The organism is Neptunomonas sp. ABH4_499, assembly GCF_056160565.1.
This window is the reverse complement of the sequence record NZ_JBSWXK010000003.1, coordinates 257,541-276,387: the sequence shown is the minus strand read 5'-3', so window position 1 is coordinate 276,387 and position 18,847 is coordinate 257,541. Positions and strand designations below refer to the sequence as shown.

20 protein-coding genes are annotated in these 18,847 nt (G+C 51.5%); 6 read left to right on the top strand and 14 right to left on the bottom strand.

The genetic code is table 11. The features are described from left to right. Positions 1-45 precede the first annotated feature (45 nt). Entirely contained in the window at positions 46-1,056 is a 1,011-nt protein-coding gene (locus ACXAF9_RS04645; RefSeq protein ID WP_475071036.1) for an asparaginase, read from the bottom strand. Further along, a complete protein-coding gene (locus ACXAF9_RS04640) occupies positions 1,053-2,312 on the bottom strand; it encodes a lyase family protein (RefSeq protein WP_475071035.1) in 1,260 nt (419 codons plus the stop codon). Before ACXAF9_RS04640 ends, ACXAF9_RS04645 begins: the two co-directional genes overlap by 4 nt. An 80-nt stretch (positions 2,313-2,392) precedes the next feature. On the opposite strand from ACXAF9_RS04640, the gene ACXAF9_RS04635 reads away from it, so the two are divergent. Then, entirely contained in the window at positions 2,393-3,274 is an 882-nt protein-coding gene (locus ACXAF9_RS04635) for a helix-turn-helix transcriptional regulator (protein ID WP_475071033.1), read from the top strand. A gap of 19 nt (positions 3,275-3,293) precedes the next feature. Here the strand turns inward: ACXAF9_RS04635 and ACXAF9_RS04630 are convergent, their stop codons facing one another. After that, positions 3,294-3,917 carry a hypothetical protein gene (locus ACXAF9_RS04630; RefSeq protein WP_475071031.1) on the bottom strand — a complete coding sequence of 208 codons (624 nt, stop codon included), beginning with the start codon at positions 3,915-3,917 and terminating at the stop codon, positions 3,294-3,296. Beyond that, positions 3,917-4,465 (bottom strand): SixA phosphatase family protein, encoded by a 549-nt coding sequence (locus tag ACXAF9_RS04625; RefSeq protein WP_475071029.1) that lies wholly within the window; start codon positions 4,463-4,465, stop codon positions 3,917-3,919. Before ACXAF9_RS04625 ends, ACXAF9_RS04630 begins: the two co-directional genes overlap by 1 nt. Positions 4,466-4,567: 102 nt before the next feature. Here ACXAF9_RS04625 and ACXAF9_RS04620 point away from each other — a divergent pair, with 102 nt between their 5' ends. After that, a complete protein-coding gene (locus ACXAF9_RS04620) occupies positions 4,568-5,488 on the top strand; it encodes a hypothetical protein (RefSeq protein ID WP_475071027.1) in 921 nt (306 codons plus the stop codon). Between the two features lie 14 nt (positions 5,489-5,502). On the opposite strand, the gene ACXAF9_RS04615 is transcribed toward ACXAF9_RS04620, so the two are convergent. The 3 genes from ACXAF9_RS04615 to ACXAF9_RS04605 form a co-directional block, all read right to left on the bottom strand. Further along, positions 5,503-7,824, bottom strand: a complete 2,322-nt coding sequence (locus tag ACXAF9_RS04615; RefSeq protein WP_475071025.1) for an FdhF/YdeP family oxidoreductase — start codon at positions 7,822-7,824, stop codon at positions 5,503-5,505. Between the two features lie 11 nt (positions 7,825-7,835). Continuing rightward, positions 7,836-8,717: a formate dehydrogenase accessory sulfurtransferase FdhD gene (gene fdhD / locus ACXAF9_RS04610; protein ID WP_475071023.1), complete on the bottom strand. Its 882-nt coding sequence runs from the start codon at positions 8,715-8,717 to the stop codon at positions 7,836-7,838. Between the two features lie 149 nt (positions 8,718-8,866). Continuing rightward, the gene (locus ACXAF9_RS04605) at positions 8,867-9,778 is read right to left on the bottom strand and encodes a LysR family transcriptional regulator (RefSeq protein ID WP_475071021.1); all 912 of its coding nucleotides are present in this window, start codon (positions 9,776-9,778) and stop codon (positions 8,867-8,869) included. A 147-nt stretch (positions 9,779-9,925) separates the two neighbouring features. On the opposite strand from ACXAF9_RS04605, the gene ACXAF9_RS04600 reads away from it, so the two are divergent. Both ACXAF9_RS04600 and ACXAF9_RS04595 read left to right on the top strand, forming a co-directional pair. Beyond that, positions 9,926-10,789, top strand: a complete 864-nt coding sequence (locus ACXAF9_RS04600; RefSeq protein ID WP_475071019.1) for a bifunctional transcriptional activator/DNA repair enzyme AdaA — start codon at positions 9,926-9,928, stop codon at positions 10,787-10,789. Further along, entirely contained in the window at positions 10,776-11,411 is a 636-nt protein-coding gene (locus tag ACXAF9_RS04595; RefSeq protein ID WP_475071016.1) for an alpha-ketoglutarate-dependent dioxygenase AlkB family protein, read from the top strand. Before ACXAF9_RS04600 ends, ACXAF9_RS04595 begins: the two co-directional genes overlap by 14 nt. On the opposite strand, the gene ACXAF9_RS04590 is transcribed toward ACXAF9_RS04595, so the two are convergent. From ACXAF9_RS04590 to ACXAF9_RS04560, 7 genes are all read right to left on the bottom strand, one after another. Further along, positions 11,374-11,964 carry a Crp/Fnr family transcriptional regulator gene (locus tag ACXAF9_RS04590; RefSeq protein ID WP_475071014.1) on the bottom strand — a complete coding sequence of 197 codons (591 nt, stop codon included), beginning with the start codon at positions 11,962-11,964 and terminating at the stop codon, positions 11,374-11,376. The two genes, ACXAF9_RS04595 and ACXAF9_RS04590, sit on opposite strands and share 38 nt — an antisense overlap. Next, positions 11,945-12,862, bottom strand: a complete 918-nt coding sequence (locus tag ACXAF9_RS04585) for a DMT family transporter (RefSeq protein WP_475071012.1) — start codon at positions 12,860-12,862, stop codon at positions 11,945-11,947. The genes ACXAF9_RS04590 and ACXAF9_RS04585 overlap by 20 nt, the downstream gene beginning before the upstream one ends. Beyond that, the gene (locus ACXAF9_RS04580; protein ID WP_475071010.1) at positions 12,859-13,707 is read right to left on the bottom strand and encodes an arylamine N-acetyltransferase family protein; all 849 of its coding nucleotides are present in this window, start codon (positions 13,705-13,707) and stop codon (positions 12,859-12,861) included. The genes ACXAF9_RS04585 and ACXAF9_RS04580 overlap by 4 nt, the downstream gene beginning before the upstream one ends. A 15-nt stretch (positions 13,708-13,722) precedes the next feature. Continuing rightward, positions 13,723-14,343 carry an NAD(P)H-dependent oxidoreductase gene (locus tag ACXAF9_RS04575; RefSeq protein WP_475071008.1) on the bottom strand — a complete coding sequence of 207 codons (621 nt, stop codon included), beginning with the start codon at positions 14,341-14,343 and terminating at the stop codon, positions 13,723-13,725. Between the two features lie 85 nt (positions 14,344-14,428). After that, positions 14,429-14,836 (bottom strand): SMI1/KNR4 family protein, encoded by a 408-nt coding sequence (locus ACXAF9_RS04570; protein WP_475071006.1) that lies wholly within the window; start codon positions 14,834-14,836, stop codon positions 14,429-14,431. A gap of 71 nt (positions 14,837-14,907) precedes the next feature. After that, on the bottom strand, positions 14,908-16,107 hold the full coding sequence (locus ACXAF9_RS04565; RefSeq protein ID WP_475071005.1) for a PilT/PilU family type 4a pilus ATPase: 1,200 nt from the start codon (positions 16,105-16,107) through the stop codon (positions 14,908-14,910). Beyond that, positions 16,100-17,029: an exopolyphosphatase gene (locus ACXAF9_RS04560; protein ID WP_475071003.1), complete on the bottom strand. Its 930-nt coding sequence runs from the start codon at positions 17,027-17,029 to the stop codon at positions 16,100-16,102. Before ACXAF9_RS04560 ends, ACXAF9_RS04565 begins: the two co-directional genes overlap by 8 nt. 293 nt (positions 17,030-17,322) lie before the next feature. Here ACXAF9_RS04560 and ACXAF9_RS04555 point away from each other — a divergent pair, with 293 nt between their 5' ends. Together ACXAF9_RS04555 and ACXAF9_RS04550 are read left to right on the top strand one after the other, a co-directional pair. Next, positions 17,323-17,859: a DinB family protein gene (locus ACXAF9_RS04555; protein ID WP_475071000.1), complete on the top strand. Its 537-nt coding sequence runs from the start codon at positions 17,323-17,325 to the stop codon at positions 17,857-17,859. Between the two features lie 53 nt (positions 17,860-17,912). Further along, positions 17,913-18,494, top strand: coding sequence for a DUF1287 domain-containing protein (locus ACXAF9_RS04550; RefSeq protein WP_475070996.1), 582 nt, complete (start codon positions 17,913-17,915; stop codon positions 18,492-18,494). Positions 18,495-18,847 lie beyond the last annotated feature (353 nt).

Below are 18,847 nucleotides of genomic sequence, written 5' to 3'. Positions count from 1 at the left end.
ATTAAGCCCCGGCCGAAGGCTAATTGGTTAGCCGAGCAAAACACACTAGGGTGTCATTTCCCCACGAGATGGATGGAGGAAAGCGGTGTTGATCTGCTCTTCGTTTAATCCACGCGAGAGCAAAATCAATAACTTGGTGTACGCAGCTTCCAGCGTCATATCATTGCCAGGTAAAATCCCCAGCTGATTCAAACGAGCCCCGGTTGCGTAAGCGCCTTGAATGACCTCGCCGGCATGACACTGCGTTAAATTCACAATGATCACACCACGGGCGCGTGCGTTTTCAAGCGCTTCCATCAAGTGTGGGTTGCTGTCTGGCGGGTTGCCTGCGCCGAAGCTGCTCATGATCACACCACGAATGTTGGGTGCCGATAATGCGGCATCAATCACGTTATTACTGATGCCAGGGTACAGATGCAATTGGCTGACGCACGGTTTGAGGGTTGGAATCTCAAACGCTTTATTGGTGGCCGGCAGAGCCGAGTGCGTAAAGTAACTGACCTCGATTCCGGCATGGCCGATCGGTTCGCAGTTTGGCGAGTTAAACGCACGTAAAGCCGATGTATGGACTTTGCTGGACCGGTTGCCACGGAACAGGTAGTTATCAAATAGGATCGCCACCTCAGTGAGCTGTGGGTTACGCGCAAAGGCAACCGCATTCAGCACATTGTTGATGGCGTCACTTCGGGGTTGGGATAGTGGAATTTGTGATCCGGTGAAGACAACCGGCTTATCCAGCCCTTCCAGCATAAAAGACAGCGCCGACGCGGTGTAAGCCATGGTGTCGGTGCCGTGTAAAATCACAAACCCATCGTAATCGTCGTAGTGATCCACCACGAGTTGTGCCAACGCTTCCCAGTGGGACAGTTGAATGTTGGCGCTGTCGATGAGGCTTGGTAGCTCAATCAGATCAAACGGAGCCAGCGCAGAGTACGCCGTCGCATTCAGAGATTCGACCATCAGGTCGGCAAAGTTACCGTTAGGTGCGTAGCCTTGCTCAGAGGGGCGCATGCCGATGGTGCCGCCCGTGTAAATGATTAAGAGTTTTGAGTTCATAGTGCTTTTTCCATCGGCTGATTCTGGTGAGTGTGCGCTCGGTGAGCGTACGCGTTATCCAGAACAGAATCGTGCAAGATCGGTGCCTGACTTTGAATCAGTGGGTCTAAGCCTGCGATACGAAGATCGCTGATGGATGGCGCCGTGTTGTCGAGCGTTCTCAGACAACGGTGATCAAGCATGTAGATCGCAGCCGTTAACATCTTGGTGGCGTTCAGCAGGTTGTACACCATCACCGGCTCTGTTTGGCGGCTTAAGTGTGCAGGGCTCTGTGAAGCCATTTTAATGGATGCTTCACTTCCGGCAATCTGCAACGCGGTCTGATGGATCGCATCAGTGGCGGCACTTGCGGTAAGAGCCGAACCGCTCTGTTGGAGGTAAGGCTCAAGTGTTGCGCTCATTTCGCTGAGCAGCATCGCGGTTCTTGCTTGAATCGATGACAGCTCAAGGAACGCCGTATTAGGGTTGTAATCGGGCGAATCGGTATGCGTTACCGCAAGCTCACTGATGCGAGCTAACTGGGCAACAAAGGTTTGGGAGGGCGATTGGCAATACCCCACACCGGTCTGCAGGCTTAGATGCTCTTCGTCGATATGCAGTGTGCACAGTTGTTCAAACACCGCTGTGCTGGTGGCCAGCTCGGCGCTTAAGCGCGTATGCACATTGTTGAGAAGCTCATTTAAGGCTGATGTCTTTGGGCGATGCAGCGGGATGACGCTTGCGGCATTGCCGGTTTTTTGGGCTAAACGACGGCTCATTGAGCCCAGTGCATGTTGCAGTGCTTGAAGGCTGAGTGCGACCGACAGGCGCGATGCAATGCGGTACAAGGCGGTGCCTGTGCAACCTTGGTTGACGTCCGAGCTTGGGTGCAAAAACTGATACTGACCTTTTTGCTGACCTAAGATGGATAAACCTAAGTTGGCGATCACTTCGTTAGCGTTGGTATTGGTTGCTTCGGCAGCGTTGCCTTGGATCAGGTCTACAACAAACTGATCGTGCAGCTCGCCCAAACGGATGCGCAAGCAGGCTTGGGAAATCGCTTTGAACTTTTGCTCGCTCAAATGGCCTGATTCAAAGCGCGTAAACGCAACCGCCTCTTTGACCGTCGCTAAGGTGTTGATCAGATCTGGGAAATGGTGAATAGGCACCCCAGTGATGTTGAAGTGACGCAACGCGCGCAGGGTCTGAATGCCGTACCACGTTTGGTCGGAAAGCCGTTCATCACCGTGTAGGTCGTGTTCGATACGCGTTGTCATAACATCCCCATGATCTTATTTGATGAAAATTTAATCACGAGGGCGCAGCGTCATTCGATTTCGCTATCAAAGATTTTGATATGCAGATGGGTGCTTTTGGTGCATCATATAGCATCACTTTGGATGTTTCTTTGATGGTAGGTTGGCTTATGTATCACGATCTTGCTCAAAATCTAAAGCGCTTATGCAGCTATTACGATTCGATCGCGCAGGTCTGTCGTGAGCTCAACATCAACCGAACTCAGTTCAATCGCTACCTAACTGGGCAGTACAAACCCTCGGCCAGTACGCTTCGCCGTATCTGTGATTTTTTTGGTGTCGAGGAGCACGAGCTGTTGATGCCAGCGTCTCAGTTTGAGCGGCTGATCCAAGTGAAACCGCAAGTCACTCAAAAAGTCAGTGAGGGTCGAGCCGAGCTGTCCCATCTGCAGATGCTGCAAAAAGCCAGTCACCAACAGATCGATAAATACTTGGGTTATTACTTTGAGTATTACCTGTCGATGGCTGTCCCTGGCAAAATCTTGCGGAATTTGATCTGTATCGAGCGCCAAAGTGATGGGGTGTTTTATCAACGTACCGAACGACTGCGGGAGATTGGCGAAGATGCGCCGTTTCACAGTAAATACCTAGGTGTCGCACTGTTTTTAACCGATCGCATCTTTATGGCCGATTATGAATCATTGGCCACCAACGAGGTAACTGAAACCATTCTGACGCCCAGTTATAAAAACCGCATTGGCCGACTTAACGGTTTGCGCTTAGGTGTGCCTGCCAGCGGGATGCGCACACCCAGTTGCGCGCGGGTGGTGATGGAGTATTTAGGGACCGAAGTGAATGTGCGCAAAGCGTTAGCCATGTGTGGCTTGTACAGCGTTGAGGACCCCACCATTGACGAGAGTATCGTCGAGTCGGTTCGAAACGACATGGCAGAAGGGGATTGGCATTTTAAAGCCCATACGTAAGGTATGGGCAGCTTAACGTTTACGCTAAAAACATCTCACGTATTTTACGATCCTCTACTAGGCGTTTGACGTACGCCGTCAGCTCATCCGAGAGGTTTTCAGGTAAAGGCTCGGGTAAATTGGCCCCAGAGTTGATCAGAAAGGCCAACAATTCACGATTATCGCTCTCCAAGGCGTTTTGCAGCGCTGAGCGTCCGTTTTGATCGGTTTCAATCACATCTATCCCAAACTGCGCCAGTCGATTAATTAAGATCAGCCATTGATCTTTAGGGGCGTATTCAAAGCAATCTTGAATCAGCGTTTCAGAAGGCTTAGGAGTAGCGCCACCTTTGAGCAGCTCGGTCAACAAACTTAAACGTTGAACCTCATATTTGAGGGCCAGCGAAAGGACTGGGGCCTCTAATGTGTTTGGGTTGGCGCCCAAGGTGATGATGCGTTTGACCAGATCGGGATGGCGATGCTCAAGTGCCAGCATTAAAAGCGAGGGGGGGCCGTTCTCCAGTGGGTGATCTACCCAGACCGACTTTACGCTGTCATCCAGCTTTTGATAGGCAGTGTTAAAGCGTTCTATGTCGTTCGCTTCGATGGCCTGAATGGCGCTGTCAAAGTGGCGTTGCTTTAGTTTATCGAAAAGACCCATCATCAAGACTCGTTTGGCTGTGGCTGGTTATTGTTGCGGTGCTGTTTAGGTGTGTCAAACCAATCCAATGTGGCTTTGTCGCTGGAGAGCCAGCGCCACTCGGGCACCTGCAAACTCATGGAGGCGATCGCCCCAGTCGGGAATTTAGCCAGGTTCTCGCCAGTGACCCGAGTCAGTAACGATTCTAGCCCTGGGTTATGCCCCACCAGCACGATGTGGCGATACTCCACTGATTGCCCCTGCACAATGCGCAGCAAGGTTTCGGGTGTGGCTTCGTATAGGCCATCGTCAATCACCAATTCGGGGGCCGTCGGTAGCGCTGTGTGAAGCGCTTTTGCGGTAGTCTGAGTACGGGTGGCGCCACTTGAGAGAATGCGCATGGGCGCAACCAAGGCCAATTGCCCTGCAAAGCGCTGCGCGATACCGGATAGGTCGTTTTGGCCGCGGGCGTTCAGTGGACGACGGTAATCCGTCAGTTGCGGATTGTCCCAGCAGGATTTGGCATGACGGACCAGCGTCAATGTCAGGTTAGCTTGGGTGTCATCGGTCATGGGAACTGCCTTTGGTTGTACGACGTATGGTATAACACACTCAGTTTATACGTTGTGATCGGACTCTTCGATTGAAAATGGGTTTCATGAGGCGATAACACTGTGGAGCAAAACGCAACAAAAGAGCGCCGTCAAAAAGGCTTATCGACCTCGGCACTGGCGAAGCGGGATGAGCTAAAAACGGCAGAGCTGTTCGGGTGGATGGAATCCGAAGGCTGGATTGTCCGCATTGATGGTCACTGGTCTTTGACGGACCGCGGGCGTGAACAGGGCGGACAGATGCAAAGCTCCGAGCGCTTCGGTACCTACATCACTTGGCCCAACGGACTTCGTTGGCAAAAAGCCCACGGTGTTGTTCAACGCGCTTCTTTACAAAGCCAGACGTTGCACAGTGCAACCGCGTTGGTGGAGATCATCAATCAGGGGCTGTCACCCAATGCTCGTCCTTTAAGTGCCGGTACTTTCAACCGGCTGCTGCTTGAGGTGGGTTTTTTGCTGCCCAATACCGGAGATCTGCAAGGGTGGCGCGTATCGAGTGCGGGCGAGGCGTTGGGTGGCGAGCAGCGCTCGACAAAGGCGTCGATCCCCTTTGTGGTGTGGCCGGCATCCATTCTTGATGAGCCGGCGTTGGCGCGCTTGTTGCGCTTATGGCAAGGCTCGCTGAGTGATTCGATTGGGATGAGCGTCTCGCACGGTCACGGTTATTTGTCGATTAATGGCCTCTGGTGCAAGCGAATGGTTTTGCTGGTGGCGGTGAACACCTTGTATCTGCACCGTGTGGCCCACCAAGTGGGGGCTCGGCTGCAAGGCGAACCTGCCTTAGAGGTGGATCTTTACCTGCCCGATCATCGCGTTGTGGTGCTGATTTCAGACCCGCGGGCCTCAACCGATCAACTCAAACATCAGCATCAGGTTGAGTCGATCTGCCAAGGCCGTGATCTTACCCTTTGGGTGTTCAGCGAGGGCGAAGCCGCGTCCTTGGAAGGCCAATTACTGCATCAATTAAAACAGCACTCTGTCTGAGTGCTTACCATTTATCAGAGTGCATGCAGGGTTAAATCCTGATGGGCTTGATCGGCCATCAGCTCGACCGCGATGCTTTTGGAGGTTGGCGTGCGGCTAAACTCCCCAGCGCTTTCCAGTGGAACCAGCGGGTTGGTTTCTGGGTAGTAGGCGGCGATGTTTCCGGCCGGAATCTCGTACGGGATTAGAGTGAAGTCCTCGACTTGACGCTCGATGCCATCGTCCCAAAGCGTTCGGATTTTGACCCGTTGACCGGCACTGAAACCTAAACGGTCTATATCCCCTTGGTTGATGAATATTACTTTTCGGGCGTTTTTAACGCCGCGGTATCGATCGTTCAAGCCATACACCGTTGTGTTGTATTGATCGTGAGAGCGAAGCGTTTGCAAAACAAGGCTTTTGTCCGTTAAAAAACGGGCCGCTTTATCGGGGATGATGGAGGTTGGGAGTTCGTGGTTGTGGATAACCACGGATTGAGCCTGAGTATTCCATTGTCGATCACGGGCGCTGTTGCCAAGATAAAAGCCATAAGGCGATTGGATGCGCTCGTTGTACTGCGAGAACCCAGGAATGGTCTGTTCGATCAACTCACGAATGCGGTCGTAGTCTTCGATCAAGTTTAGCCAATCCACTGGACGATTCCCAAGCGTTGCTTGGGCGATCCCCGCCACGATGGCAGGCTCGGAGTGCATTAAATCCGACAAGGGTTCGATCACCCCGCCAGAGGCGTGCACCATGCTGAAAGAATCTTCTACCGTTACTTTTTGCTCACCACCTGCTTGATGGTCGATGTCGGTTCGACCTAAGCACGGCAGGATGAGTGCATCATGGCCGATGACAAGGTGAGAGCGGTTCAGTTTGGTGCTGATCTGGACCGTTAACTCGCAGTTACGAAGCGCTTGATAGGTGCGCTCTGTGTCCGGCGTTGCGGCCGCAAAATTCCCGCCAAGGCCGATAAATACTCGGCTGTCGCCATTAAGCATGGCGTTGATCGCTTCGACCACCGCATGACCGTGCTCTTTCGGTGGTTCAAAACCAAACACCGCTTCTATTTTTTCCAGAAACGCCGCGCTTGGGCGCTCGTTAATGCCCATGGTGCGATCGCCCTGCACGTTACTGTGACCGCGCACAGGGCAGAGGCCTGCGCCTAGCTGCCCAATGTGACCGCACAGCGCCATTAGGTTGACGATCTCGTGGATGGTTGCTACCGAGTGCTTATGCTGCGTGATGCCCATCGCCCATGTACAGATCACCCGTTTGGCATCGGCAAACAGGTGTGCCGCATCGGTAATCTGAGCTTGGGTTAAACCTGATTGTGCCTCGATCTGATCCCAAGAGGTGGCGTTGACGGTATCCAAGTAGTCGGTCATGCCTTGGGTGTGCTGATCAATAAAGGTGTGATCAAACACGGCTCGGCCGCTGGCTTCTAAATCGATCAGCACTTTTACCATACCGCGTACGGCAGCCATATCGCCCCCGATTTTTGGGGTGAAGTAATGGTCGCTGATTGGCTTGGATTGGTTGGTGAGCATCTCGATGGGGTTTTGTGGGTGTTGAAAACGCTCAAGCCCCCGCTCTTTAAGCGTGTTAAAACTCACCACGTGTGCGCCGCGTTCAGCTACTTCCCGAAGGGTTTCCAGCATGCGAGGGTGGTTGGTGCCTGGGTTTTGGCCAAACACAAACACCGCATCGGCGTGTTCAAAATCATCGATTTGAACGGTACCTTTCCCAATGCCGATGCTGCTAGTAAGAGCGTAGCCACTGGCCTCGTGACACATGTTGGAACAATCAGGGAAGTTATTGGTCCCGTAAGCGCGGCCAAACAGTTGGTACAAAAACGCCGCTTCGTTACTGGCCCGTCCCGAGGTGTAAAACTCCACTCGATTGGGGGTATCTTGGGCGTTAAGCGTGTTGGCGATTAAGGTAAACGCATCGTCCCAGCTGATAGGCTCGTAGTGGTCTGTGTCGCGGTTATACCGCATTGGGTGCGTTAGACGGCCTTGGTATTCCAGAAAATAATCACTCTGGGTCATCAAATAGCTAACGCTGTTTTGTTGGAAAAACTCGGACGCAACCGCGCGCTTGGTGGCTTCCCAGTTCACCGCTTTAGCCCCGTTTTCGCAAAAACGGATCTTATGCGGTTCGTGCTTTTCACCCCACGCACAGCCTGGGCAATCAAACCCCTTACCTTGGTTAGTTTTCAGCATCGTAAACACGTTACGGCGCATGTTGTCGCTTTTGATCCAGTGGGTTGTGGTGGCTTTGAGGGCCCCCCAGCCGCCGGCTGGCGCGGAGTAGGGTTTAAAATAAGCGCGTTTGAAGTCGGTCGCGGACATGGAGCACCTCGTTAATCAAAATCGGGCGAATGCGCATAAATACGCGCGGCCGAATGGCGTGGGATGTGGATCAGGTTTAAACCGTGGGCGTTGGCGCGATCCACCGCCAATTGGCTGGGCGAAGCCAGATGAACCAAGGTTGATAATTGAGCACGAATCGCTTTTTGAACCAGCTCGTGGCTGCACCGGCTGCTCATGATGACGCTATGGCGGTGCAGATCGTATTCCTTTAAAAACGCGGCCCCTAACACTTTATCGAGCGCGTTGTGACGGCCGATATCCTCAAAACCCAATAAGGGTTCTTCTTCGTTGGAAATTAAGCATGCCGCGTGCAATCCGCCGCTGATGTCGGCTTTTTTCTGAACCTCGAGTAGCCATTCGCGAGCATGGTCTATTACGCGTTGCGAAGGCAGCGGTGCCGGTATCAACGGCGTTAATTCGGGCATGGCTTGAGATAACGAATCCACGCCGCATAAGCCACAACCCGTCGCCCCCAAGCGGGCTTTACTGACCCCTTTATAGCGATGCTCTGCCCGAGGACTTAACGTGATATCGACACTGTATTGGTTGAGTGTCAGCGCATGCTGATCATCGATAACGATGTCTCTTAGCTCGCTTAGGTGTTGCAAGATTCCGTCGCTAAGCGCGACACCAATGGCAAGCTCCTGCAGGGCTTCGGGCGTTGCCATCATCACCGCATGTGTAATGCCATTGATGCTGATGGCGATGGCCGATTCCTCGACCAGTGTGGTGTGCTCAGGCTGAGCTGTGCGCAGAGGATAGCCGTATTCGAGGTAATCCCGCGATTGAGAGGGGGATGAAATAGCGCTAATGGGCTGTGCGTCAGCGAAGTGTTGGGTGATGGCTTCGCCTGCCTTTCTGAATGCATTCATGATCTGGCTCAAGGTTCGTGCCGCGGATTCTTACTAGAGTCAGAGTAGTGTGGGGGCGTGTTTGCGTCTAATGAGTTGTTTAGATGGAGTGATAGATAGGGTCTATCACTCTTTGATGATTACTGTCGCGTTGGCTACGAAAATGTGGCTTACGATTCGGCGCTGATGCGTTCCATGAACGCGTGACTGATCGCATTGCCGCCTTCGGATAGGGGGCGGGCCATTAACCCCAGCATGGGTTGTTGCAGTACCTCCTCAATGGGCAGTACGCATAACTCACCAATCGCAGGGTGCGAGGGCAGCGGTAAAGGGATGATGGTGGCGCATAAATCTTCAAACGCCGCTTCGATCAAATGCTCGACCGAATCGGTCTCAAGTAAGGGCGTTAAGCTAATACCTTGGATTTGGGCGTTACGATTCAAGCTTTGGCGAAACCGCATGGCGTTGCTCAGCAGTCCAAGCGGTAAGGCGCTGATCACCGACCACGGTATGGGGGTTGTTGCATCAAGCGCGTTGTAGGATTCAAGGGCCTTTGCGATCTGGCCTTTGGGGTGGAACAGCAAGCCAACACCGGGACGCCCGAGTGGGTGAACATTGAATGAGTGATGATCCAGATCGGCCAAGTAGCTGATCCCAATGTCGAGCTGGTTGCTTTCGAGCTGAGATAAGATCGATTCTGAGCTGCACGCACTGACCTGAAACGACAACTTTGGCGCGGCCGCGTGCATCTTCTTAAGCCACGGCATTAGTGCAATCTGGCTTAGCGGGACGGCCCCGATGCGCAGCGTTCCAACCAACTCCCCCTTGATTCGGTCGGCTTCCAGCTTAAAACCTTCGAACGCGTGCAGGGTTTTTTTTGCCCACAAAAGTAAGCGCTCGCCTTCGGGGGTAAACCCTTCAAAGCGTTGTGTTCGTCGAATGAGCGAGACACCCAGCTCCTCCTCCAGTTGGCGAATGCGCATGGACAGGGTTGGCTGGGTGATAAAGCAGGATTCGGCCGCTTTCCCAAAATGCTGGTGGGTTTCCAAAGCGCACAAAAACTGCAGTTGTTTGATGTCCATAACACACCTTGATTGACCGGATCGATCACTAAGGTATCACGTTGATCTTAAAAACACCCCCTTCGTAAAAAGCGCAAGAAACGGGTCGAGCTTCCCGTTTGGCTCGTATAGAGTGGGCTATTGAAGATTACAAACATTGAGCACCCCATGAGTCACGTATCGGAACGACACTATCAACGCATAGAGCAAGCGATTCACTTCATCACGGCGCACCTCAACGAGCAGCCCTCGCTTGAGACCATTGCGGCGGCGGTGGGCATGAGCCCTAGTCACTTTCAGCGCGTGTTTACTCAGTGGGCGGGCGTCAGCCCAAAAAAATTTATGCAGTTTGTTAGCCTTCAAGAGTGCAAAGCGTTGTTAAAGGCGCGCAAACCCTTAGCCGAGGTGGCGCATCATGTTGGGTTGTCGGGCACCAGCCGTATCCATGATCTGTTTGTACAGATTGAAGGGATGACCCCGGGGGACTACAAGCTAGGCGGGCAGGGCCTGACCATTACTTATGCGTTTGAAGAGTCGCCGTTTGGCCCTGTGATTGTCGCCAGTACCGAAAAAGGGGTCTGTCACTTAGCGTTTGAGGCGGATAAAAAAAGCGCGGTAAGAGCGCTGCAATCGTGCTTCCCCAATGCCGCGTTTCGCTGTGAAAGCCACCCTTTGCACACGAAAGCCCTGCAGGTATTTAACGGTGTTTCTTGCCCCGATCAGCCCTTAATGCTGCATCTTGCCGGTACGCCGTTTCAGCTGAAAGTGTGGGAGGCATTATTGAAAATCCCACACGGTACCTTGTACACCTATCGAGACATTGCGGATCTGATCGATAAACCCACAGCGTCCCGTGCGGTGGGGACGGCCATTGGCAAAAACCCGGTTGCGTATCTGATCCCGTGTCATCGGGTGATCCAAACCAGTGGCCAGATGGGGGGGTACAAGTGGGGAATTGAACGCAAACACGCCTTGATTGGTTTTGAAGCGGCGCAGTATGAGGCGGGTGAGTCATCCAATGGATCTGTTTGATCAGGATCTGAAAGAGGAGAATCGCCTACCCTTTGATGGGGAGGTGTATTACTACGGTCATGTGATAGAACAGCCTGATGCGGATCGCTTGTACCAAGCGTTGTTGGATCAGATTGATTGGCGGGCCGATGAGGCGATCATCTTCGGTAAAAAAATCGTGACCAAACGCAAGGTCGCTTGGCATGGGGATCTGCCTTATCCCTACACCTACTCCCGCACCACTAAAGTGGCCGAGCCTTGGACGGCCGAATTACTGGAGCTAAAAGCGATTGCCGAGCAGCACTCGGGCGAAACCTACAATGCGTGCTTATTAAATTTGTATCACGATGGCAGCGAGGGGATGGCCTGGCACAGTGATGGCGAGCGAGAGTTAAAAAAAGACGGTGCGATTGGCTCCATCAGTTTGGGGGCTGAGCGCACGTTTGCGTTTAAGCACAAACGCACAAAAGAGACGGTATCGTGGGTGCTGGAACACGGCAGCTTGCTGGTCATGAAAGGCACAACGCAAACCCACTGGTTGCATCGTCTTCCGCCGACCAAAAAGGTGCTAACGCCCCGTATCAACTTAACGTTTCGAACCATGATTAACGACCCTCTTTTAAATGAGCACGAATACGGCTGAGTGCAACGGGTGTGATCCCGATATAAGAGGCGATCTGCTGCTTGGGTAGCGACTCTTTAAGTTCGGGAAACTGAGTGCAAAAATCCAGGTAACGTTGCGTCGCGGTGTCCGTGACCATGCTGTACTCTTTGCTTTCCTTTGTGATGAAGATGCTTTCCATAAATCGGGCATAGGCTTGCATGAACGCAAGGTCTTGGCTCATCTGTTGATAAAAATCCGCCCACACAAACGAGATCGCGATCCCATCCTCGATGGACTCAATGTTAAATTGGGTCGGTAAATTGAGGGTCATAGCCCTTGTTGATCCGATCATGCGCGGGGCTTTAGTCAGCGACTGGGTGTACTCCTTTCCCGACTCTGACACGCTGTAGTAGCGCACATACCCTTGTATCAAAAAGTACACGCGCCCGGAGTGATCCCCTTGTCGAAACACACATTCGCCTTTCTTTAACGCGTGGATCTCAAAGGGCAAGGTTAGGCGAGACCATTGGATACCGGTTTGAAACTGATCAAAGAAGGCTTCCAGCTGTTGTTTAAGGTGTTGCCGATCCATCTACTGTCCCTAATTTCCCCAGTGAATCATCGATGAGTACGAGCGCGATGAGCACAAAAACAGACCCGATCATAAAGCCCATGGACAAGAGTGCAAGGCTTGAATGCGAAAACGCGGAGTAACAGGCGACCCAAATAGGGATGGTGTAACTGAACGCCAGTAAACGCTTAGCACCTGCACGGCTGACGACGGCTTGCTGTAATACAAAGGTCAGTAGCGTGGTAAAAACGGTTAAATAGAGCAGCATCGACCAAAACGGTAGGGCACTCCACTGTACGCGGTCTAATTCCCCCCACAAGAGGGTTATGGGTAACAACCACAGTGTGCCAAAGAACATAATGCGATAGGCACCGGTAAACGCGGACACGTTTTTGCTCCAGAGCTGGACGCTGACCACGTGCAGGGCTAAAAGAAGACAAGCCCCGATGTAGATGGCATCGCCACTGTGCCACGCTAAGCTTCCCTCACGGGTAAAGAGTAATACAGTAACCGCACCCCCTGAACCTAAAAGATATCCACACCACTGTTTAAGACGCGTCGGGGTGCCGAGCACTAAAGCCAGCACAGCGCCCATCAAGGGAACCAAGGTGTAGATCACCGAGGTATTCAGCGAGCTGGTGGTTTTCAGCGCGGTAAACAATCCGATGAAAAAGCCCACCAGCGACCCGCTGATCACTCCGTACTGCAACAAACGTTTGGGGGAGGTGAGCAGTTGCATTAAGGTTTCGCTTCTCGTGCGCTGCTGTGACAGATAGATCGGGGTCATGATCAACAACGCGAGGGCAAACCGTAACCCCGTTGTTGCCATCGGCGAGGCAAAAGGGGTGATCCAGGCCGACACGATAAACGAGGATGCCATCAACCATGACCAGCAAAGTGCTAAGACAACAGGGTTCATGGGGCAACTCCTAGCTTGTCCACAGCTATGTTTTTCGACGCTTTTAGTTTTGGGGCGATAAAACGGTTAAAGAGAAATTGGCAGACTTCTCGGTCAATGGATAGGCCAAAGACACTCGTTAGCAGGGTGTGGAGCGTATCCGCAGAATCGATCTCGGTGTGTGTGGTTTGATCAAGCTGTCTGTGCTGGAAAAGGTGGTTGGTGATCACACAGTAGTCATGCGCTTTTTTGCGGCTCACCACTAAGTTATTCACAAACACCGCGCTTGGGTGTTTATGTGAATAAAAATGCCCTAATTCACAATCCGCTTCAGAGTAGTCGGCCAGATCAAAGCGATACAGAATGAAAGATTCGCCGTCTTTCATTAACACCAGGTCAAACTCGTTATTGGGGAGCGCTCGAACTCGGTATTGATCCATCCCCGAGGTTTGTAACGCATCTGAGTGAAGCATAATCGGGGTGGTAGGGCAGTTACCGCCAAACCCAACATCGACTAAAAACCATTCACTTTCTAGCTCCACTAAGGTGATGCGGTGGGTTCTAGGAACTGGGCGCACCACATTGTTTAATACCCGACCCAACACTAAGCGGGTGTTAAAGCCTAAATGCGTGAGCAGATCAAAGGTGAGTTTGTTGTGCTCAAAGCAATAGCCCCCCGCGTTACGTCCCACTAATTTGTGGATAAGAGACTCGGTATCTAAGGGTAAGTCTTCTTGCAGCAATACGCCCAAGCTGTTGAAGGTAAAGGCGGCACAATGGCACTTGGTAAGCTCGGTTAAAAAATGAAGGTTGGGTGATGATGGCGCATCAAGGCCCAAAGCGCTTAGGTAAGGTTGAAAAGGCATGCAACACTCCTTGTTTTATAAATACGCCGAAAAATGCTCTTTAGGGATACGTACCTTGATTGGCGGTATGTCCGAGTCTTGTCGATAGCCTACCGCGCAAATAACACACGCGCCTTGGTTAGACCCCTCCAGTTGGAGCGTACGGTTAAAAGCGACTGGATCAAACCCGGTCATAGGGCAAGTATCAATGCCCAATGATGCCGCTTCCGCCAATACCGAACCCAACGCGATATAGGCTTGTTGTTCGGCCCAAGCTTTGAGTTCATCGGCCGTTTTATTCAGTAGAGCCCTTTTGATGTGATCAGCATAACCGTTCAAGCTGCCTTTCGGTGTTTGGCTTTGTTCATACACACGGTCGAAATGCTGATCGATGTTGTGTTCAGAAAGGGTTTGGAGCGGCAAAAAGACCAATAAGTGTGAGCACTCTCTTACCTGAGCTTGATCAAAGGCCTCTTTGGATAATTGCTGCAGAAGATCACGATCCGATATGACCAGCAGTGTATAGGGTTGCAGCCCATAGGAGGATGCCGAGAAGCGTGCCGCTTCGACCAAGTTATCAATATGCTGATCGGAAACCGTTTTGTTTGAAAAATGCTTAAGTGAATAGCGCCATTTCAAGGCTGGGATAATGCTCATGTTGTGTCACTCCATCTGTGTTGTCGATGGAGTGACTGTATCGAAGCGCAGCGGGTATGAAATTAACCTGGGTTAATTGCGGTGGTTAACTTTCCATCCAGACTTCGCTGATCCAATCCCAGAGGGTTTCCCACTCTTGCTCTTCAAAGTCTTCGGTTTCTTTTGACCAGAAGCTGACAGCGCCTTCTGATGACATGGCGTAGTAGCCTTCTTCGGTCGCGCAAACCGGGATCACATCACGAGGTAAGCCTTCTGACCAAGCGGTTGCGGTGACGTCTGGTAGGTGGGTGTGGCTTTGCGGGTCGGACACGGTAACAGGGGTGAGCGTCCCAACCACCACATCGCTGGCTTCTAATAAAAATTCTTTCAGATCCGCCGGTAAACCGATCAGAATTTCTTCTTCGATTTCAACGAGTAAGTCTTCGTCCGGCAGCTCTACTGAGCCAAAACGGTCTTGATTCATTTCACGGAGTTCGGATAGGACGTCGTTCATGTAGCACCCCTTACAAAACGGATATACGCAGATGGCGCGACTCTACCCCAAGACGCAGAGTCACACCAGTGCTATCGACGAGGGCGAGAGCCGATGACGATCTCTTCCATATCGTCGTCATCCTCTTCGTCGCTTTGCTGTCCTTTAGGCAGGTTGCTCTCTAAGGTAAAACTCATGCCAGAGCCGGATGAGCCATCCTTACTCAGTTTGAGTTTGAGACGCAGGTTGTTGGCGGAATCGGCGTTTTTAATCGCTTCCTCTTCGGTGATGCGACCCTCTTTAGCCAGCTTGAAGAGCGCCCCATCAAAGGTTTGCATCCCCATCGCATCGGATTTTTCCATGATCTCTTTAATCCCCTCGATATCGCCTTTCAGGATCAACTCCTGAATGGTGGGGGAGCCCAGAAGAATCTCGATGGCCGCGGCACGTTTACCATCGACTGTTGGCACCAAACGCTGGGAGACAATGGCACGCACATTGAGGGAGAGATCCATCAATAATTGGTTGCGCTTCTCCTCAGGGAAGAAGTTGATGATCCGATCAAAGGCTTGGTTGGCGTTGTTGGCGTGCAAGGTGGAGATCGCTAAATGCCCGGTTTCAGCAAACGCCAAGGCGTGCTCCATGGTTTCGCGGTCGCGAATCTCACCAATCAAGATCACATCCGGCGCTTGTCGCAGTGTGTTGATCAAGGCGTTGTGGAAACTGCGCGTATCCACACCCACTTCACGCTGATTCACGATCGACTTTTTATGCTGGTGGACAAACTCAATCGGATCTTCGATGGTGATGATGTGGCCGCCACTGTTGGCGTTACGATGATCAATCAAGGCCGCCAACGAGGTGGATTTCCCCGAGCCCGTCCCGCCCACAAAGAGGATCAATCCCCGCTTTGACATGATCACTTCTTTGAGGACATCGGGTAGGCCCAAATCCTCCATACGCGGGATGTCCATTTTGATGTTACGGGCAACGATGGCCACATCATTGCGCTGTTTAAATATGTTTAAACGAAAGCGCCCTGCGTTCTCGACCGTGATGGCCAAGTTCATTTCAAGGTCGTGGTGAAAAGCCTGTTGTTGCTCTTCATCCATCACTTCAAGGGCGATCTTTTCGATATCACCACGCTGGTATCGCGCTTTGCTTAAGGGTTTGAGTACCCCTTGAAACTTACCGCAAGGCGGCGCACCGGTGGATAGGTACAAGTCCGATCCATCGTGTGCGGCCAACATGCGAAGACATGCGAAAAAATCCAGCTGTTCGGCTTCAGCCATCCTGGTTTACCTGCTCAATCAATTGAGAAAGCACCTTTTTAGCGTCATCGTTATCCACTTGGCAAGTCCCCGCCGCTTGGTGACCACCGCCACCGTAACGCAGCATTAATTCGCCCACATTGGTTTGTGAGTTGCGATCGAAGATCGATTTACCCATCGCAAATACCGTGTTTTGTTGTTTTAAGCCCCACAGTACGTGGATCGAGATATTGCACTCAGGGTAGAGGGCATACACCATAAAACGGTTACCGGCGTAGATGGTTTCTTCGTTGCGCAAGTCCAGTACCACAAGATTACCGTGCACGCTGGAGCAGCGTTTGATCTGCTCTTTGAACTTAGCTTCGTGGTCGAAGTAGAGTTCGACACGTTCTTTGACATCGGGTAAGGACAGAATCTGACCGATGGTGTGGTTTTTACAGTAATCGATGAGGTCCATCATTAAGTTGTAATTCGAGATTCGAAACTCACGAAAACGGCCTAAACCGGTGCGGGCATCCATCAAGAAATTCAGCAACTCCCAGCCTTTGGGGTTGAGGACTTCTTCTTGGTTGTATTGAGCCGAATCCCCTTTGTCGACGGCTTCCATCATCTCATCCCACGCTTTTGGGAAGGAGGCGTGACCGCCATAGTGCTTCCATACAACGCGAGCCGCAGAAGGTGCTTCGGGGTCAATCACATGATTATCCGCTTCGTCATTGCGGATGGTTTCGGATAGGTGGTGATCAAACGCCAAATAGGCAGAGGCAACGTACGGTAGGTTAGTGGTGATGTCCTGATCCGAGATATCGATCTTGCCATCTTGCATATCTTTTGGGTGAACAAACTTGATGTCATTGATCAAATCCAAGTGCTTTAGTAGCACAGCGCACACCAAACCATCGAAGTCACTGCGCGTAACTAAGCGAAATTGAAGTTGTGACATAACCTCTCCCTTACTGGCTTAAACAAATGTTTGCGGTCAGTAGAGTATCGACCATAAATTGAGATTGTGTAGGATGAATCCCGATGCTTTTTACACAGCAACCCTAATGAAGCGTCTTAACCTGGTTTGACGGCTTTCTAACCGTGTTAGGTTTAGGCAATTTGATCTGAGCTTGCTTTGTCTTTAAGGTCGAATGAATCCGTGGTTGTTGGTTGGCATGGTGATTATCGGATTTGTGATCATTGGTTTTGCCACGCGCGCAGCAATGAACAGAATATAAAGAGGAGACTAGGATGTCTTTAACCGATCATTTCCAACTGATGGCTCACTACAACCAGTGGATGAATGGCAACCTTTACCAAGCTGCCGCAACGTTATCCGAAGCGGAGCTGCACGAAAACCGAGGGGCGTTTTTTGGCTCTGTAGTGGGTACGCTGAATCATATCTTGGTCGGTGACACGCTCTGGTTGCAGCGCTTTGCCGAGCATCCTTCAGGGTTTGCAGCTTTGGATGAGGTTCGAAAAATGGTACCGCCTGCATCCTTGAATACGATTTTACATGAGGATCTTGCCTCGTTAACCGTCGCTCGATTGTCGATGGATGAAACGATCAGCGCCTTTTGTAACGAATTGGATGATCAAACACTGGAATCCAGTCTTGTATATTGCAACACGCGCGGTGACCGGTTCGATCGTAAGCTGGGTTTTTTAGTGCAGCACTTTTTCAACCATCAAACCCATCATCGAGGCCAGGTAACGACCTTGCTGAGCCAAGCCGGCGCCGATGTGGGCGTGACGGATTTGTTGATGTGTATTCCTAATACCCGCTAGATCGGTTTATCTGTTACCGTATCGACGTTGTCATTTCAGGATCAAGGATGAACATGAAGCCAATAATGATGGTGGTTGGGCTTTTGATGGCCCAGACCAGTTTTGCCGCAAGCTTTCAAGAAGCGTTGGTAGAGGCGGCCTTACAACGAACCGAACACGATGTCACATACGACGGTCAATACATAAAGATTGGGTACCCCAATGGGGATGTGCCCGCAAACATCGGTGTGTGCACTGATGTGGTGATTCGAACCTATCGAGCACTGGGCATCGACCTTCAGCAAAAAGTGCACGAAGACATGAAAGCCCACTTTTCGAAATACCCCTCAAAACGTATCTGGGGGCTTAGCCGAACCGATACCAATATTGATCATCGCCGAGTTCCAAACCTTCAAGTCTTTTTTGAACGCTTTGGGGAGTCGCTGCCGATTACGGACAACAAAGATGATTATAAGCCGGGGGATCTGGTCACGTGGCGTTTGCCCAATAATGCGCCGCATATTGGTATCGTGACGGATCAAACAGGATGGATGACGGGCAACCCTAAAGTAGTCCACAACATAGGGCTCGGCCCCAAGCTTGATGACATGCTGTTTCTATTTGAGATCACCGGTCACTACCGGTATGCCCCATAACGAAAACGCCCCAAGCGTATAGAACCCTTGGGGCGCTTAGCTTGCTCCTGTGTGCGTACCCAGTCCACCCGATAGTGAGCCGAGACAATCTTTTGGATCACTTGACCTAAGCGTAATCCTCTACTAGCAGTACGTACATGGCATTTCCCTAAGCGCTTTCAATTAAAAAGCATCAGTGGCAGATAAAGTTCGGCCAGCGCAGTATGAACAAGCAAGATGAAGTGAGCATGAAGCGATCGATAAGCGATCAAAAAACAAACATTTGCTCTGTAGGTTAGGGATATCCCGCCGATAGCTTTAAATTGAGCCCAATTCGGCTCGTTATACAGAAAATCGACTATCTTATAGTAAGA

What these genes read in the sequence shown, in the direction of transcription:
- ACXAF9_RS04580 (WP_475071010.1), bottom strand. Translation starts at nt 13,707, where the DNA reads ATGCCTTTTCAACCTTACCTAAGCGCTTTGGGCCTTGATGCGCCATCA.
- ACXAF9_RS04600 (WP_475071019.1), top strand. Translation starts at nt 9,926, where the DNA reads ATGAGTCACGTATCGGAACGACACTATCAACGCATAGAGCAAGCGATT.
- ACXAF9_RS04595 (WP_475071016.1), top strand. Translation starts at nt 10,776, where the DNA reads ATGGATCTGTTTGATCAGGATCTGAAAGAGGAGAATCGCCTACCCTTT.
- ACXAF9_RS04625 (WP_475071029.1), bottom strand. Translation starts at nt 4,465, where the DNA reads ATGACCGATGACACCCAAGCTAACCTGACATTGACGCTGGTCCGTCAT.
- ACXAF9_RS04550 (WP_475070996.1), top strand. Translation starts at nt 17,913, where the DNA reads ATGAAGCCAATAATGATGGTGGTTGGGCTTTTGATGGCCCAGACCAGT.
- ACXAF9_RS04590 (WP_475071014.1), bottom strand. Translation starts at nt 11,964, where the DNA reads ATGGATCGGCAACACCTTAAACAACAGCTGGAAGCCTTCTTTGATCAG.
- ACXAF9_RS04630 (WP_475071031.1), bottom strand. Translation starts at nt 3,917, where the DNA reads ATGATGGGTCTTTTCGATAAACTAAAGCAACGCCACTTTGACAGCGCC.
- fdhD (WP_475071023.1), bottom strand. Translation starts at nt 8,717, where the DNA reads ATGAATGCATTCAGAAAGGCAGGCGAAGCCATCACCCAACACTTCGCT.
- ACXAF9_RS04575 (WP_475071008.1), bottom strand. Translation starts at nt 14,343, where the DNA reads ATGAGCATTATCCCAGCCTTGAAATGGCGCTATTCACTTAAGCATTTT.
- ACXAF9_RS04570 (WP_475071006.1), bottom strand. Translation starts at nt 14,836, where the DNA reads ATGAACGACGTCCTATCCGAACTCCGTGAAATGAATCAAGACCGTTTT.
- ACXAF9_RS04565 (WP_475071005.1), bottom strand. Translation starts at nt 16,107, where the DNA reads ATGGCTGAAGCCGAACAGCTGGATTTTTTCGCATGTCTTCGCATGTTG.
- ACXAF9_RS04645 (WP_475071036.1), bottom strand. Translation starts at nt 1,056, where the DNA reads ATGAACTCAAAACTCTTAATCATTTACACGGGCGGCACCATCGGCATG.
- ACXAF9_RS04640 (WP_475071035.1), bottom strand. Translation starts at nt 2,312, where the DNA reads ATGACAACGCGTATCGAACACGACCTACACGGTGATGAACGGCTTTCC.
- ACXAF9_RS04635 (WP_475071033.1), top strand. Translation starts at nt 2,393, where the DNA reads ATGCAGATGGGTGCTTTTGGTGCATCATATAGCATCACTTTGGATGTT.
- ACXAF9_RS04605 (WP_475071021.1), bottom strand. Translation starts at nt 9,778, where the DNA reads ATGGACATCAAACAACTGCAGTTTTTGTGCGCTTTGGAAACCCACCAG.
- ACXAF9_RS04560 (WP_475071003.1), bottom strand. Translation starts at nt 17,029, where the DNA reads ATGTCACAACTTCAATTTCGCTTAGTTACGCGCAGTGACTTCGATGGT.
- ACXAF9_RS04555 (WP_475071000.1), top strand. Translation starts at nt 17,323, where the DNA reads ATGTCTTTAACCGATCATTTCCAACTGATGGCTCACTACAACCAGTGG.
- ACXAF9_RS04615 (WP_475071025.1), bottom strand. Translation starts at nt 7,824, where the DNA reads ATGTCCGCGACCGACTTCAAACGCGCTTATTTTAAACCCTACTCCGCG.
- ACXAF9_RS04585 (WP_475071012.1), bottom strand. Translation starts at nt 12,862, where the DNA reads ATGAACCCTGTTGTCTTAGCACTTTGCTGGTCATGGTTGATGGCATCC.